General features: G+C 45.7%; 13 protein-coding genes. 3 read left to right on the plus strand and 10 right to left on the minus strand.

Annotated features, from left to right (window positions below):
* Window positions 1–100: 100 nt before the first annotated feature.
* From AB1611_17200 to rpmH, 10 genes are all read right to left on the minus strand, one after another.
* Window positions 101–1,156: a bifunctional oligoribonuclease/PAP phosphatase NrnA gene (locus AB1611_17200; protein ID MEW6381324.1), complete on the minus strand. Its 1,056-nt coding sequence runs from the start codon at window positions 1,154–1,156 to the stop codon at window positions 101–103.
* Between the two features lie 112 nt (window positions 1,157–1,268).
* Entirely contained in the window at window positions 1,269–2,897 is a 1,629-nt protein-coding gene (locus tag AB1611_17205; protein MEW6381325.1) for an FAD-binding oxidoreductase, read from the minus strand.
* A gap of 14 nt (window positions 2,898–2,911) precedes the next feature.
* Window positions 2,912–4,132 carry a peptidase U32 family protein gene (locus AB1611_17210; GenBank protein MEW6381326.1) on the minus strand — a complete coding sequence of 407 codons (1,221 nt, stop codon included), beginning with the start codon at window positions 4,130–4,132 and terminating at the stop codon, window positions 2,912–2,914.
* Window positions 4,133–4,247: 115 nt separating this feature from the next.
* Complete coding sequence (locus AB1611_17215) at window positions 4,248–5,093, minus strand: ParB/RepB/Spo0J family partition protein (GenBank protein ID MEW6381327.1); 846 nt, start codon at window positions 5,091–5,093, stop codon at window positions 4,248–4,250.
* Entirely contained in the window at window positions 5,071–5,847 is a 777-nt protein-coding gene (locus AB1611_17220; protein MEW6381328.1) for an AAA family ATPase, read from the minus strand. The genes AB1611_17215 and AB1611_17220 overlap by 23 nt, the downstream gene beginning before the upstream one ends.
* A 100-nt stretch (window positions 5,848–5,947) precedes the next feature.
* Window positions 5,948–7,330 carry a tRNA uridine-5-carboxymethylaminomethyl(34) synthesis GTPase MnmE gene (gene mnmE, locus AB1611_17225; GenBank protein MEW6381329.1) on the minus strand — a complete coding sequence of 461 codons (1,383 nt, stop codon included), beginning with the start codon at window positions 7,328–7,330 and terminating at the stop codon, window positions 5,948–5,950.
* Between the two features lie 23 nt (window positions 7,331–7,353).
* A complete protein-coding gene (yidC, locus tag AB1611_17230; GenBank protein ID MEW6381330.1) occupies window positions 7,354–9,135 on the minus strand; it encodes a membrane protein insertase YidC in 1,782 nt (593 codons plus the stop codon).
* A gap of 126 nt (window positions 9,136–9,261) precedes the next feature.
* Complete coding sequence (yidD, locus tag AB1611_17235; protein MEW6381331.1) at window positions 9,262–9,468, minus strand: membrane protein insertion efficiency factor YidD; 207 nt, start codon at window positions 9,466–9,468, stop codon at window positions 9,262–9,264.
* 51 nt (window positions 9,469–9,519) lie between these two features.
* The gene (gene rnpA, locus AB1611_17240) at window positions 9,520–9,882 is read right to left on the minus strand and encodes a ribonuclease P protein component (protein ID MEW6381332.1); all 363 of its coding nucleotides are present in this window, start codon (window positions 9,880–9,882) and stop codon (window positions 9,520–9,522) included.
* A complete protein-coding gene (gene rpmH / locus AB1611_17245) occupies window positions 9,875–10,015 on the minus strand; it encodes a 50S ribosomal protein L34 (GenBank protein ID MEW6381333.1) in 141 nt (46 codons plus the stop codon). Before rpmH ends, rnpA begins: the two co-directional genes overlap by 8 nt.
* Window positions 10,016–10,298: 283 nt before the next feature.
* On the opposite strand from rpmH, the gene dnaA reads away from it, so the two are divergent.
* The 3 genes from dnaA to gyrA all read left to right on the plus strand — a co-directional run bounded on the left by dnaA (window position 10,299) and on the right by gyrA (window position 16,815).
* Window positions 10,299–11,636, plus strand: coding sequence for a chromosomal replication initiator protein DnaA (dnaA, locus tag AB1611_17250; GenBank protein MEW6381334.1), 1,338 nt, complete (start codon window positions 10,299–10,301; stop codon window positions 11,634–11,636).
* Window positions 11,637–11,885: 249 nt separating this feature from the next.
* Window positions 11,886–14,324, plus strand: coding sequence for a DNA topoisomerase (ATP-hydrolyzing) subunit B (gene gyrB, locus AB1611_17255; GenBank protein ID MEW6381335.1), 2,439 nt, complete (start codon window positions 11,886–11,888; stop codon window positions 14,322–14,324).
* 43 nt (window positions 14,325–14,367) lie between these two features.
* Window positions 14,368–16,815: a DNA gyrase subunit A gene (gene gyrA, locus AB1611_17260; GenBank protein MEW6381336.1), complete on the plus strand. Its 2,448-nt coding sequence runs from the start codon at window positions 14,368–14,370 to the stop codon at window positions 16,813–16,815.
* Window positions 16,816–16,830: the final 15 nt, after the last annotated feature.

Below are 16,830 nucleotides of genomic sequence, written 5' to 3' on the forward strand. Positions count from 1 at the left end.
CCCTTAAATACTTTATCGATCCCTTTTGGGAAAACTTTGAAAGGGAAGATCAATCGTCTGCCGGACTGAAAAAACTGAATAAAGGCGAGCTCACGATCTATCAGCTCTTTTCGACACCGAACTTCGTGGTAACTTGTTTTTTAATATATCGATCCACCATCATGGACAGGGCATCTTTATCATCCCCGCTTGCCAGGGCTTTGAAAATCCCCAGTGGAAGACGAAAACCGCCCTGATCATACCTGCCCCCGTACTCTCCGATGACCACATCGGGAAAAGTACTTTGAATGAACTTTTCCGGCTGAATCACATCACTGTTCGTCCGCAAAGAGCAATCGATATACTCACCAACGATTCCATAGACCATTACCGTATCGATTCCAGCCCGTTTCAGCAGAAAGTCAGCAGCCTGGGGAATGGCATCCCGGTCTTCTTTCCGAACCACTCCTGCAGCAGCCAATAAAAAATTTCCGTACAGAGTCTTCCGCTGATAAGCCTGGAATATGATATCCATGGTCGCCGGGGACAGATTTTGCTGGGAAATTTTTCCCAAAAGCTCCGCATCGGCATACTTGCGAAGATAGGCCATGGACAGATAATCACTTTCCTGGGCCATAATAAGATCATTCGTGTCTACCCGGATTCCATGCATCAATGCAGTAGCAATAGACATGCTTTCTTCCTCAAGAGTCTCCAGTAAATTCAGCCTCTGAAGATATTCGGCATATATCGTGGCCGTCGAGCCTACGTTCTTTCGGATATCGATGAAATCCGCCCGTAAAGACCCGAATTGATCGTGGTGATCGACGATCGAGGCAACCGGCTTGCCTTTCAGCAGGTCAACCAGCTTGATATCCGGCCTTTGGGAATCCACCAGGGCTATCGCCGCATACTCTTCCAAAGGAAAACCAGGGTGATAGAGTTCCAGCTCAATACCCAGCAGTTTCAGTAGGGCCCGGTTTTCCTGGTGACTTACCTCTTCAACGTGCAAAATAGTGGAGGCGATACCCCAGGAGTTAAGGATGGCCTTATGAGCAAGAGCCGAAGAGATGCTATCCGAATCCGGAGCCCCCCGCAGCACCAGTAAAATTTTCTGACTGCCATAAGTCATCATCTTTTCATGTAATTCATTAACTTTCCCTAGATCACTATCCATAATCGGTTCACCCTTGAGCAGTGTGAAGAACTGCCTTAGTGTACCTTTTTATTATATAACAAATCTTCCGTAAAAAAAAGCTGACCTCACTATTCCCCCTTTTGTCAGCCATTCATGGGTGCTCACCAGGATACGGCAGGAAATTTTCTGGAAAAACATTTCCCCGGTTCAATATTCCCTTGGGATCAAGGATGAGCTTGATTCGGACCATTTCCTGTATCCCCTGTGAGCCATAGAGTTTTTCAAGAAGGCGGTGCTTCAGCTTTCCGATACCGTGTTCCGCCGATATTGTTCCTCCGCGAGAGACAGCCCAGGTGGCAAATTCAAGGCTTAATTCCTGTGCCCGAAGCATTTCCTCATCGGTCCCTGGCAGGATATTCAAGTGGAGATGACACTCCCCTATGTGCCCGAAGATAACATACTCAAGTCCCTGCTCCTCAATCCGGGTCCGGTAGAGGTTGAGCATCTCGTCCAGAGAAGATTCCGGCACGGCAATATCTGCACTGATCTTATGGATGCTCGGATAGTGCCGCTTGCGCTCTCTGAAAATTTCATTCAGAATGTCGGGAAGAGCGTGACGAAAATTTTTCATCTTCTCCAGCTCCCGCTCATCGAATCCACCCCAGGTATCATCCATAATAACTCCCTCTTCCTCCAGAGCTGTCTGCCAGTGCTCATACAAGACCTCCAGTTCCCCTTCCGGGTAGAACTGTTCAAAAAATATGGCGCTTTTGGCATAGAGAGGAAAGTCAGGAAGCGGACTGCCGGGGCCATCCGAAAGACGTTTTTGCCGCAGCAGGAAAAGGGAATGCTCGTCGAAATACTCCAGGGCTATTGGATGAATCTTGCTGCTCGGATCAGATCGCAGCGCCCGGACTTTGTGAGCGAATCGAACAGCCCCGGATGGGTCCGGGAAGAAGGCGATGCCGCTGAACGTATTGGCCGGTTTGGGAAGAAGCCTGAGCTCAAGATAAGTTATAACCCCTAATGTCCCCTCGGCGCCGATGAAAAGATCTAGCGGATCCATGTCTGGTCTGGCAAAGTATCCGGCAGCACTCTTTACCTCCGGCATCCGGTAGGTCGGGATGGGAATCAGGAATTGTGATCCCTCTATTGTCCGAAGCTCGATGTTACCTGATTTGTCAGCCCGCTTTTCACCTCTCGATATATCCACAATTTCTCCCGTGGCCAGGACCACTCTCAAGCGTTGAACATAATTCCGGGTTGAACCATAAGCCAGTGATCGGGCACCGGATGAATTCGCGGCTACCGTGCCCCCCAGAGTGGCTGTGCCTTCGGTCGGATCAGGAGGGTAGAAGTAAGAAGTTACATCTTCCTGAAAATCTTTGAATTTTTCCCTATCTGCGATGTCTTCGAAATTTTTCGACCCTACCTGCCCTTGAAGAGACCGGAGAATAACACCCGGCTCTGCCTGGACCAGCCATTCTCCGCTTTTGTGGCACCTCTTTACCCCCAGTATCCGGTTCATTCTTTCCAGGACCAGAACCACACCCCCGTGCGGTACCGCACCGCCAACAACTCCAGTGCGCGCTCCGGATACCGTCACTGCAGTTCCCGTTTTATGAAATTGAGCCAAAAGGGCGCTGACATCCTCTTCCCGTTCGGGAAAATACACTGCTGCTGCCTCACCGGCCGCAAGATGTGACTCATCCTGCAGATAGGGAGAGTCTGAAGTTGCAGTAAGAGTATAAATCTGTCTGATTTGCTCTTTACTTTCCATAAATGTTGGTTGAGTTACCCTTTCCCGGCATTTTTCCTGATCAGATCAAACCGATACAGCGGTATATTCGCCTCAAGTACGCCCATGACTCCCGGATGCAGAGTGTCTACCATTTCGTGCTCATGATTCCAGAGTGCAACTACCCGGCCTGTGCTGACCTGTGATGTGTTTCGGAATATCTCGATCATATCTTCACGGCAAATTTTGCTGCAAACCTTGATTGCGGCCTTGTACCTTCCGATACCCTCGCATACCAGCCCTGCTGTGTGGCTGGATGAAGAACATTCAGGGGCGGAGTAATACTGAGTGTGCCGAGGATTGGAATTAAAGTAAAATCCCGTCGTATATCCCCGCTGGCTTACCTTGATCAATTCCCGCAGCCAGGCTTCCCGGAACTGGTAGGCATGCGGGCTGGAATAGTAAGTATCGAGGGCCTCCCGGTATACCCTGGTGACTACCGAAAGATACGATAAGCTCCTCATCCTGCCCTCTATTTTCAACGAATTTATCCCGGCATCAATCAGTTCCGGAAGATGCTCGATCATACAAATATCCCTGGAGCTGAGAAGATAGGTCCCGCGACTATCTTCCTCAATACCAAGGGGGTCCTCCTCGTGATTCTCTCCGACAAGATTATATTTCCAGCGGCAGGGCTGGGCACAATCACCCCGGTTACCGTGCCGGTGGAGAAAATAGCTGCTTAAAAGACATCTTCCGGAATAAGCGACACACATCGATCCGTGGACAAAAACTTCGAGCTCCAGAGAGGTTTTTTGTCTGATCTCTTTAATGTCCCGCAGAGTAAGCTCGCGCGCCAGACAGATTTTCCTGGCTCCGAGATCCTGCCAGAACCGGGCAGCTCTCCAATTGCAGGTATTGGCCTGAGTGCTGATAGTAATGGGTATACTGGGGGCATATTCTTGTGCATACTGAAAAATACCGGGATCGGAAATTATCAGGCCATCCACCTTGAGCTGGTTTAGGCTGCTCAAGTAGCCAGGTATGTTTCGGATATCGTCGTTATGGGCAAAAATATTGACTGCAACGTACATCTTTGCTCCATAACTTCCCGTTATATCTCTTGCCTGGCGAAGCTGGTCAATGGTAAAATTCCCTGCCCGCTGGCGCAGGCTGAAATTTTCTCCACCCATATACACGGCATCCGCCCCGTAATGAAGAGCAAATTCCAGTTTTTCCAAATCTCCGGCAGGTGCCAGTAACTCTACCTTATTCATTATGGCTCACAAGATCAATTCATCAAAGCTCAGAAGCAATCCATGAATACCGTACTATCCTGTGCTTTTCTCTGTGCCTCTGGGCTTCTCTGTGGTGTCTTTTGTTTTTTTGTATTTACTGTATTGCCTTCATCAGGTCGATGATCCGCTCCAGCTCCTGCGGAGAGGAATAGGCAATCTCTATTTTCCCTCTGCCTCTCCTGTCCTTGATTTTAACCTGGGTTCCCAAAAGGGACTTCAGCTCCTCCTCGATCGATTGCAAAAACAGCCTGTCCTCATCCTTTTGATTAGGCTTCTTTGGTGGTGCTCCGTACTTTTTAACCAGACTCTCGACCTGGCGAACCGATAATTCTTTCTCGATAATTTTTGTGCTCAGCTTCAGCCGGTCCTGAGAGTCCGGTACACTGAGTAACGCGCGGCCATGACCCATGGTCAGACGGCCTGACCGGATATGGTCCTTGATCGGCTCTTCCAGCTTAAGCAGTCTGATGGTATTTGAAACGGTCGATTTATCCTTGCCCAGGATACTGGCCAGATGATCCTGGGTATAGTTAAACACTTCGATCAGCCGCTGATAGGATTCGCCCTCTTCGATGGAGTTAAGGTCCTCCCGCTGCAGGTTCTCGATTAAAGCCAGCTCCAGCTCTTCCTGCTCGGTGAGCTCTTTGACAATGACCGGTATCCGTAAAAGGCCTGCCTTCTGGGCGGCCCGCCACCTTCTTTCACCGGCCACGATTACATAGCCTTCCTCGCTCTTGCGGACGAATATTGGCTGAATGACACCTTTTTCCCTGATCGATGAGGCTAAACCGGCTAACTTCTCCTCATCGAAATATTTTCTTGGCTGGGCAGGATTTGGGAAGACACGATCGATCGGAATTTCCAGAATCTCACCGCGGGTATCGTAATCCACATTGGTGATCAGAGCACCCAGTCCCTTACCCAAGGCCTTTTTCGACATGGTCAATCACCTCTTTTGCCAATTGCAGATAAGCCTGCGCACCTGATGAGCGGATTTCATAGAGGATAATAGGCTGTCCATGACTCGGAGCTTCGCTTAAGGCTACGTTTCGCGGGATTACCGACTTGAAAACCTTATCGGAAAAATGATCCTGTACCTCTTTGGCTACCTGGTGAGCGATGTTGGTTCTCTGATCGAACATGGTCAGCACAACACCTTCGATCTGCAAGGTAGTGTTCAGGTCCCGCTTGATCAGCCTGATCGTATTCATAAGCTGGCTTATTCCTTCAAGTGCATAATACTCACATTGAAGAGGAATGATAACCGAATCGGCAGCCGACAGTGCATTGACAGTTAAAAGTCCCAGGGAGGGGGGGCAGTCGATAATGATAAAATCGTATCGGGACCGGATTTCTTCCACCGCATGCTTCAGGCGGTATTCACGTGAATAAACGGTTGTCAGCTCTATCTCCGCACCAATCAACTGAATGTTGGATGGAACCAGATCCAGTCCTTTGATTTTCGTCGGCCAGAGGATATTTTCTATTTTCTCTTTGTTAATAATGGCCTGGTAAATACTTCTTTCACTATCCTTATCTTCATAGCCTACGCCGCTGCAGGTATTTGCCTGGGGATCGATATCGATCAGGAGCGTTTTTTTCTCAGCTATTGCCAGGCAGGCGGATAAGTTTACGGCCGTCGTTGTTTTCCCCACTCCCCCTTTCTGATTGGCCACTGCAATTACCTTTCCCATGATCCGTTTGTCCTTCTTGAAAAAATCTCCGGTTAAGTTTTCACGTGAAAACCTGCTCGTGCTTCGTTAGTTTACCATAGCTTGTTTGCCGATGATATAATTATTTCCCAATACAAAATTTTTCAAAGATTTGATCTATGAGGTCTTCCGACCACAGCTCTCCTTTCAGTTGCCTGAAAAGCCGAGACAGGGTCCGAAATTCTTCCGCGAGTTGATCGTCAGGCTGTCTGGTTTGAAGCAACTCTTCCACTGCGGTGAGAGATTGCTGAACCTCAGTTAAGATGCCCTTTTGCCGCAGGTTGATGGCCAGGCTCAAATTTCCCGGCTGATCAGTAAGATAAAGGTCAGAGATGGTTTTGGTTATAGCATCGACGCCCTCCCCTGTCAAAGCGCAAACCGATATAACGGGATGGGATTGCCCGAAAAATTCAATCAGGGAATTTGTATCTATCCGGATGCCCAGGTCCGACTTATTCACTACGACCAGAAGGTTTTTCCGGCATTGCCTGATATGTTCCATAACCGTAAGGTCATGCTCATCGAGAGGTTGCGAGCCATCCAGAACCAGCATGGCCAGGTCTGCCTGGGAAATATTTTTCTGCGAGCGCCGGACACCTTCCCGTTCGATTTCGTCGGCTGACCAGCCAAATCCTGCCGTATCCATGATCCTGATTAAAATCCCGTTCAGATAAAGAAAGTCTTCGATTACATCGGTAGTCGTACCGGGGATGCTGGTAATTATGGACCGATCCTTTTTCAGAATCCGGTTCATCAGGGATGATTTTCCAACGTTGGTCTTTCCCGTAATAACCAGCTTCATTCCTTCGACCAGAAACCTGGCAGCTTCGGAGCTTTTCAGGTAGGTGTCGATAAGCTCAGTCCACCGATCGACTCGAGCGAGCAATTCCTGTGGCGAAATGCTCCAGGAGAGGTCCTCCGGAAAATTCAGCTCAGCTTCGATTCTCGCCTGCCAGTCTTCTACTTCCTGGTGCAGAGCAGAAAGAGGCTTGAAGGTATTTCCTTCCAGGGTGTTGACCAGAAGATGAAGACCCGCTTCACTCTGGACAGTAATGAGGTCGATAACGGCTTCGGCCTGCGGCAAATCGATCCGGCCATTGAGAAAAGCCCTTTTGGTAAATTCGCCGGGATCAGCCAGGCGAGCCCCTGCCTGCAGAACCAGCTCCAGAGTTTTATAGAGGACTGCTCTTCCCCCATGACAATTAATCTCAACAACATCTTCCCGGGTATAGGTGCGGGGTGCGCGCATGACTGCAACCAGGACTTCATCGATTTTTTTCCCGCTGCCCGGATCAATAATAAATCCGTAATGAAGAGTATGAGATGGAGCGCAGGCAATATCTTTATTGTTCCGGCCCCGGTATAATTTTCGAGCTATTTCGAGAGCCAAAGACCCGCTTATTTTAATGATCCCAACCGCGCTTTGACCAGCGGAAGTGGCAACGGCAGCAATAGTGTCATTCATAAATCCTTTGCCTCGAAATCTTGTCAGGCTCCCATTTTCTTGAGAATCAGGTAATGCTGTCCGATGGTAAGGACATTGTTCAGCAGCCAGTAAATAACCAGTCCCGAGGGGAAGCCGAGAAAAAACACGGTAAATATCAGCGGCATCATGGTCATCATTTTCATCTGGGTGGCATCGCCGCTCATCGGGGTCATTTTTTGCTGAATATACATGGTCAGCCCCATCAAAAGAGGAGTGATCAACAGAGGATCCATGATCGAAAGGTCTTTAATCCACAAGATGAAAGGCGCTCCCCGCAACTCAATGGATACCATCAATCCTTCATATAAGGCAAAAAATACCGGTATCTGGAGTAAAAGTGGCAGACAGCCACCCATGGGATTAATGCCTTTTTGTTTATACATGTTCATAAGCTCTTCATTGAGCTTTTTGGGGTCGCTTTTATACTTTTCCCTGAGCGAGGTCAGTTTTGGCTGCAGCTCCTGCATCTCTTTCATCGAGCGAAAACTTTTATCCGTCAACGGCCAAAAAACTATTTTTATCAGCAGGGTAAGCAGGATAATAGCTATCCCGTAATTGGGTATCAGCCGATAAAACCAGTTCAGCAGCCACATAAGTGGTTTGGCCAGAAAACTGAAAACTCCGTAATCCAGGGCTTGCTCAAGATTAATACCCAGGCTCTTTAAAATTTCATAGTCTTTCGGTCCGAAGTAAAACCTGTACAGGTCTTTTTGGCTGGACCTGGCTGCAATTTTTTTGGCCGGGTAATGAAGGCTTATCGTGGTCGCCTTATTTAAGTCGATATTTTCTTTACTGTTAATTGAAGGCCTATATACTGAAACTGTTGATTCTTCACTCTGGGGAATGAGTGCGGCCATAAAATAATTACTGGTCATGGCTGTCCATGAAATGTTTCCCTGATGTTGAACATCCCCGGCATTTTTCCCCGGTTTGTCTTTGATTTTTTTTCCATTAAGCCAGGTAACCGGTCCTTCAAATTTGTGCGCCCCCTTCTGAAAGGCGTTCCCCAGACCGGGACCCAGGAGCAGGCTATAGTCAAGCGTACTCTCGCTCTCCTTCAGATTTGTGCTCAAAACCTCCATATCAACCTGATAGCTGTCATAAGAAAAAGTAAGAAGTTTATCAACCTGAAAACCATTGGCTGTAATATAGGTCAGCTTTACGGTCTCTTTTGGATGCCGGGGGTTTAATACGATATTTTGAGCATCAGTCCGATAAACACCGCTATAGTAATCACCTGCGGGTTTTTCCCCTTTTCCCGGAAGGCGTTCGCCGGAAACGATTTGTAAGCCATATCCCTCGCCAGTTTTCGATAGTTGAAATAAATCTATGTTATCCTTTTCCCTGCTATCCTCTGAAGATCGAAAAAGACTGGCAAAGTAGCTTTTATATGAGCTTGCCACCCTTTTCCAAAAGCTGCCATTCCAGGGGATATTTTCATAATCCTGGCTTAACCGGTAGTCTTTCAGCTTCCAGCTCGTGATTCTGGCTCCATCAGTGCTGATGCAGGCCTGATATTTTTCCGTCTCGATAATAATATCTCTGGGTTTCTCATTCTTTTGTGCTTCGAGAAGCTGAGTTATCTCCTGTCCGAGAGATGTATCTCTGCCATCAGGTATCATGTCTGATGAAGGAATTTTATCCTTCTGATTTTTCCGGTTGAGATTCTCCTCCTGAGTTGGAGGATTGACCGGTGCCTGTGGCGCCTGTGGTGCAAAGAATCGGTAATAAACCAGTACAACAATTAAAGATAATATAACCGCCAAAATGGTTCTATCTTCCATATGGGTATATCCTTACTCACTCTCCTGTTTTTGATAAGTTTTTCGATAACTTTAATCCTCACCTTATTGAGTTTCTGCATTAAATTTCTGCAAGAACTTTTATGATAGCATGAGGTTGACCGTCATTCAATCTCTGAAAACAGGGTCATATCCACCCTTATTCCAGGGATTGCATCGTAAGACTCTGCTTACAGACTTGCCCAAACCGATCCATAAGCCGTATTTCTGAATAGATTCCACAGCATACTGAGAACATGATGGATAAAAGCGACATGAGGGAGGAAAAAAAGGAGAAATCAAATACTGATAAGCACGTAAAAAAAAAGGATAAATTTAATAAAAAAAATTTTTTTCAATTTGGCTGTCCATCCCTGGTCGATGAAATCACTTCATACTGATACATTTTTCCACTAAAGGCAGGAGGTTGTCTTTCAGCTCAAGGAAAGAGATATGTTTGACTATCTCTCTGGGAAAAATGACATAATCCATATTGGGAGAAAAATGGTCCATATTCAGCCGATAAATTTCTTTTATTCTTCGTCTTATCTTATTTCGTATGACTGCATGGCCAAACTTTCTTTTTAAGACGACAGCTACTCTGGCAACCCCCTGGTTATTGTCAGTATAAATAATTTTGAAGTATTTATTTTCAACCTTCCTGCCTGTGGAAAAAAGGCGTTCAAAATCTTTTCTCTCCCGAAGTCTATTTTCCCTTTTTAAAGGAAATTTCTTTTCCTGCTTATCCACTAACGGTTAATCTCTTTTTTCCTTTTCTTCTTCTGTTGTTAATAATCTTTCTTCCCGACCGGGTACTCATCCTTCGTAAGAATCCATGTTTTCTTAATCTTTTCTTTCTCTTGGGCTGATATGTCCTTTTCATGGTAAATTTTTTCTCCTTATACTCAAGCTTGTTGAGAATTTCGAAAAATTCCACTAGATCAGAAGATTATAAACCGTAATTCCTGGTATTGTCAAGCTCCCCGGAGAGAAAAAAACGTTGAAAAGCGGATTCATTTCTGGTATAGTTGTAATTCATATGGATAATTTATGGCATTAGCAGGTGATCAAAATCCCTCTTTAATTCCCTTGCTTTTCCAACCTCAGTAAGTGATCGCTCGTGGATAAATAAGTTATTCACACTTGTGGATAAAATTGTGGATAAGATGAACAATATTTGGGAAAAATCTCTCGAACTCATCAAAGAGAAAATTAATCATCAAAGCTTTAAAACCTGGTTTGCACCAACAGAATATATTTCCTTCGAGGGAAATCTTTTGAAAATTAAAGTTCCCAATAAATTTTATAAAACCTGGCTGAAAGAACACTATATGGACATTATTACTCAATCACTCAGCCAGATATCCCCGGTCGAAATCGACCTCGATCTGGTGGTTGAAGATGAAACCAGGGAAAATTCTTTTCCGCTCATTGCAGAAAATAGAGGGCTGAGCTTTCCTCCACCCAGTGCTCCCGTAGTTCCCCCTCCAGCCCTGAATCCAAAATATACCTTTGACACCTTCGTTGTGGGCACGAGTAATCAATTCGCTCACGCCGCTGCTCTGGCCGTAGCCGAGCACCCTTCTCTGACCTATAACCCCCTTTTCGTTTATGGAGGAGCGGGCCTTGGCAAGACTCATCTGCTTCATGCCATAGGTCACTATATAGCCAGCAAGTACCGAAATTTCAAACTGGTTTATACGCAAGCTGAAAAGTTTACCAATGAACTGATTAATGCGATCAGATATGACAACATGAATAATTTTCGGAACAAATATCGGAATATCGATGTTCTTCTCATCGATGATATCCAATTCATAGCTGGAAAAGAGCGAACTGAAGAGGAATTTTTCCATACTTTCAATTCTCTTTTTGAAGCGCATAAGCAGATTATCATTTCAAGTGATAGCCCTCCCAAGGAAATTTCCACCATTGAGGAGCGACTTCGCTCACGGTTCGAGTGGGGTCTTATTTCCGATATTCAGCCGCCTGAGCTGGAAACCAAAATCGCCATTCTCATGAAAAAGGCTGAAGCGGAAAATATCAATCTTCCGGATGATGTTGCTTTTCTCATTGCCAGTAAAATCAAATCGAACATTCGGGAACTGGAAGGCTGCCTGATTAAATTAGGCGCTTACTCATCCCTGAATTCAGAAGAAATTACTCTGGCTATGGCCAAAGATGCGTTAAGCGACCTTTTTGCCAACGACGATAAATTCATCAGTATTGAATCGATTCAAAAGATCGTCTGCAAGAATTTTTCGATTAAAATCTCTGACCTGAAATCGAAAAACCGGAGCAGGGCCGTCTCCTTTCCCCGGCAGATTGCCATGTATCTTGCTCGAAAGATAACCAATCAGTCTCTTCCGAAAATCGCTGAATGCTTCGGCGGAAAAGACCATACAACGGTAATGCATGCTTGTGATAAAATAGAAAAAATGATGGAAGAGGATAATGATTTCCGGTACAAAATTAACCATCTGATAAACCTGATCAAGAAGTAGACATGTGCAAAGGAGTAAAGCCGGTGGATAAAACTGGGGATAATGGCGGGGAAAAGCTGGGGATAAACTTTGAATAAAGATTGTTATCCTGGCAGGAGGTTATTATACTCACAGATTAATCAAAAAGCAAGGCAGGTAAAAATATGGATATTTTATCTCGGATAATCAAAGAATTATGGCTGATTTTCAAAATATCCACAAAGCCTATTACTACTATCAATATTATTATTAATTATCGATAAAATACCAATGACAGATAATAGAGATTCAGACATTATATCGAACAGCGAATATACTGCCAGCAGTATCCAGGTTCTTGAAGGGTTGGAGGCTGTCAGAAAACGGCCTTCCATGTATATTGGAAACACCTCGACTCTCGGCCTTCATCATCTGGTATTTGAAGTAACCGACAACAGCGTGGATGAAGCTCTGGCCGGGTATTGCAACGTCGTGGATGTCTTTATCCATATCGATAACAGTGTTACGGTTAATGATAATGGCCGGGGAATACCCACTGATATTCATAAAGAGGAAGGGATTTCAGCCGCCGAGCTGGTGCTGACGAAATTGCATGCCGGAGGTAAATTCGACAACAGGACTTATAAAGTCTCCGGCGGGCTGCATGGTGTGGGTGTGTCGGTTGTCAATGCTCTGTCAACATGGCTGGAGATGGAAATACGGCGTGAGGGTAAAGTCTACCAGCAGCGCTATGAGAGAGGAAAGCCGGTTACTCCGCTGGAGGTGGTCGGACAAACGAAGAAAACCGGCACGCGAATCAGTTTTCTTCCCGACAATACCATCTTCGAGGTCACGGAGTTCAGCTATGATATCCTGGCTAACCGCCTCCGGGAATTGTCCTTTCTCAATAAAGGACTGACCATCAATCTGGAGGATGAAAGATCCGGGAAAAAGAATACCTTTCTCTACGAGGGAGGCATCGTCTCGTTTGTCAATCACCTCAATAAAAACAAGGCCCCTCTTCACCCTGATCCGATCTATTTTAACCGGGAGAAAGATAACGTCATTGTCGAAGTCGCTATCCAATACAACGATGGATTTAATGAGCAGATTTTCAGCTATGCCAATAATATCAATACCTGTGAGGGTGGAACCCATCTTATCGGCCTAAAGAGCGCCCTGACGAGGGTTCTGAACCAGTATGGAGAAAAAAATAACCTTTTCAAGAATCTCAAATTCACCATCAGTGGAGAAGATTGCCGGGAAGGTTTGACTGCCGTAATCAGTGTCAAGCTGCAAAATCCCCAGTTCGAGGGGCAGACAAAAACGAAACTGGGTAACAGCGAGGTACGCGGCATTGTAGAATCGGTAGTCGGGGACAAATTGAGCCAGTTTCTCGATGAAAATCCGGATTGTGCGAAAAAAATCATCGAAAAGATGCTCAGCGCTGCCAGGGCGCGGGATGCGGCACGAAAAGCCCGGGATCTGGTCAGAAGGAAAAATGCCCTCAATTCTCTCTCTCTGCCGGGAAAATTAGCCGACTGCTCGGAGAAAGACCCTTCCCTCTGCGAGCTTTACCTGGTCGAGGGAGACTCTGCCGGAGGATCGGCCAAACAGGGAAGAAACCGGCAGTTTCAGGCTATCCTGCCCCTGAAGGGAAAAATTTTAAACGTAGAAAAGGCACGCTTTGATAAAATGCTGGGCAATGAGGAAATAAAAATCCTGATTACCGCTCTTGGCATGGGTATAGGAGAGGATCATTTTGATATTTCCAAGAGCCGCTACCATAAGATTATCATCATGACCGATGCCGATGTTGACGGAGCTCATATCAGAACTCTGTTACTGACCTTCTTTTATCGCCAGATGCCCCAGATTGTCGAGAAGGGCTATCTTTACATAGCCCAGCCTCCGCTTTTCAAGGTAAAGATGGGCAAAGAAGAATTTTATGTCAAGGACGAAAAAACACTGCAAAAGATTCTTCTTGCAAAATGCGGTCAAAATCTTCAGGTCATCAGTGATGAAACAATATTTGAAAACGAACGATTGGAAGCTCTGATCGATCGGATCAATAAGTATGAAAATCTGATATTGAAATTGAAGAATAAAGGCATCCCGGAAGAGATACTCCGCTTTCTGGTACTCGATAAGGACTTTGACAAGGAATTACTCAAAGATGCCGTCATGCTGAACGATAAGCTGAACCAGATGAATACCCGCTTTTGCTCGTTATTCCCGACCGAGACAAGCCTGGATTATAAAATTGAATTCGATGAGGAACACGGATGCTATAAAATAAATTTCCTGCTCAAGGCCAAAAAACTGGGCATGAGCAGGGAGCATCTGGTTGACATGGAATTCATTTTCTCTCCTGAAATCCGGGAATTGAGCTATCAGTTTCACCAGATCAACCTGGGGCTTCCACCCTACATTGTACGGAAATCCTCGGAAGAGCATAATGCCTACAGTTTTCGTGAATTAATCGATACGATTCTTACTTTGGCCAAAAAAGGGACTACAATTCAACGCTATAAGGGATTGGGAGAGATGAATCCTGAACAGTTATGGGAAACAACCATGAATCCCGAATCGAGGACACTGTTAAAAGTGAGAGTGGATGATATGGTCGAAGCGGATGAAGTCTTCAGTATCCTCATGGGTGATCAGGTGGATTCACGGAGAAAATTTATTGAAGAAAATGCCTTGAATGCAAAAAATATTGATATTTAAATTTTTACTTTGCATTGCAGAAATACAGAGGTAAGAAGGACCGATGAGCTTACTTGAAGAACAAATAATCGTTGATATCGAAGATGAGATGAAAAATTCTTATCTCGATTATGCCATGAGTGTCATCATCGGCAGAGCCCTTCCTGATATCAGAGATGGATTGAAGCCTGTTCATCGACGGATATTGTATGCCATGCACGAGCTGGGGCTTCTCTGGAACAAGCCCTTTCGAAAATCCGCACGTCTGGTTGGAGAGGTTTTGGGAAAATATCATCCTCATGGAGAAGCTTCGGTCTACGATGCCATATGCCGCATGGTCCAGAATTTCTCTCTTCGGTATCCTCTGATTAACGGGCAGGGCAATTTTGGTTCCATCGATGGTGATTCTCCGGCTGCGATGAGATATACGGAAGTAAAGCTTGAGAGGATTACTCAGGAATTTCTGAAAGATATCGATAAAGAGACAGTTGATTTTGTCAAGAATTTCGATGAATCCCTGGAGGAGCCGCTCGTATTGCCCACCCCGGTTCCGAATCTTTTAATCAATGGTTCTTCGGGAATTGCTGTCGGCATGGCAACTAATATTCCGCCCCATAACCTGAATGAGGTTATTAATGGATTGATTTTCCTGATCGACAACCCGGATTCCCCAATCGAACAACTTATGAAGTTCATTCAGGGGCCGGATTTTCCCACTGCGGGAATAATTCATGGAAGAAAAGGGATACTGGAAGCCTATACCACCGGCAAAGGCATTATCAAACTTCGGGCCAAAGCGGAAATTGAAAGGGATTCAAAGACCGACCGGGACAGGATTATCATCTATCAGATTCCCTACCAGGTCAACAAAGCCAAGCTGCTGGAAAAAATAGCGGAATTGATTAACGAGAAAAAGATTGAAGGCATATCTGATTTGCGGGATGAATCTGACCGGGAAGGAATGCGGATCGTTATTGAACTGAAAAAAAACGAGATAGCTCAGGCTACTCTCAATTTTCTCTATAAACATACTCCTCTCGAAACGAGCTTTGGCATTACCATGCTGGCGCTGGTCAATAATCAGCCAAGAATTTTGAACCTAAAAGAGATACTCCAGATATTCATCCTCTACAGAAAAGAAATCATTATCCGCCGGACTACCTTCGAGCTTCGCCAGGCAGAAGAAAAACTCCATATTCTGGAAGGATTGAAAAAGGCCCTTGACCACATCGACCGCGTCATTGAGATTATCCGCTCTTCAAAAACCGTCGAGCAGGCCAGGGAGACCCTGATGGGAGAGTTCTCCTTAAGTGCTCTTCAGGCCAAATCGATTCTTGAAATGAGATTGCAGAAACTCACCGGCATGGAAAGAGAGGAACTGGAAAACGATCTCAAAAACCTTTACGAAAAGATAGCTTATTTCCGGAAAGTTCTGGCAGAAGACCATCTGATCATGAATATTATCAAAGATGAGTTATTGAATCTGCAAAACATATATAAAGATAACCGGCTGACCCAGATAGTCGATCATGAAGATGAAATCAGCTATGAGGATATGCTGACCGAGCAGGAGATGGTAGTCATCATAACTCACCGGGGATATATCAAGAGGACCTCTCTTGACCAGTATAAAATTCAAAAGCGGGCAGGATGCGGAGTCCGCGGAGTCTTAACCTCGGATGAGGATTTTACCGCTCATCTGTTTGTGACTACAACGCATAACTCCATTTTCTTCTTTACTGACACGGGAAGAGTCTTCTGCCTGAAAATCTTTGAGATACCGGAAACCGGCCGCAGTGCCAAAGGAACCCCGATCGTAAATCTTTTACCCCTTCTCCCCGATGAAAAAATTGCCGCCTCATTTACCTTCAAGGAATTGCAGGAGGGGCAATACCTGGTTATGGCCACTAAAAAAGGACTGGTCAAAAAGACCTGTGCCGAAGAATTTAAAAATATCGAGAGATTCGGAAACCGGGGTATCCGGGGATTGATTATCGGAGAAGATGACAGACTGGTGCAGGTTAAAATGACTAACGGAAATCAGGATATTCTTCTGGGCACCAGGGGAGGACAGGCCATTCGGTTCAACGAGAAGCAGGTTCGTATCAGTGGACGGGTTTCTCAGGGAGTGAAGGGAATAAAGCTGGAAAAAAACGATGAAGTGGTGGCCGCGCTGATCCTGAATGGCGATTCCAGTATCCTGACGGTAACGGAAAAGGGTTTTGGAAAGAGAACCAGCGTCGATGAATATGTATTACAGAACCGTGGAGGAAAGGGGCTGAAAAATATCAAGCTTACCTCCAAGAATGGCCATGTTGTCGGTATCAGGGAGGTTTTACCGGAAGAGACGCTGATGATCATCACCCTGAGAGGCAAGGTGATCTGGATGCGCATTAATGACCTGAGCAGGGATATGGGCCGGAATACTCAAGGTTTGAAGCTGATAGAGCTGGATGATGACGACAGGGTTGTGTCGATTGACTCGTTTACGGAAAGCAGCGAGAAGGAGTAAAATCTTTTATTCATG

Source organism: bacterium (assembly GCA_040755755.1).
GTDB lineage: Bacteria > SZUA-182 > SZUA-182 > DTGQ01 > DTGQ01 > DTGQ01.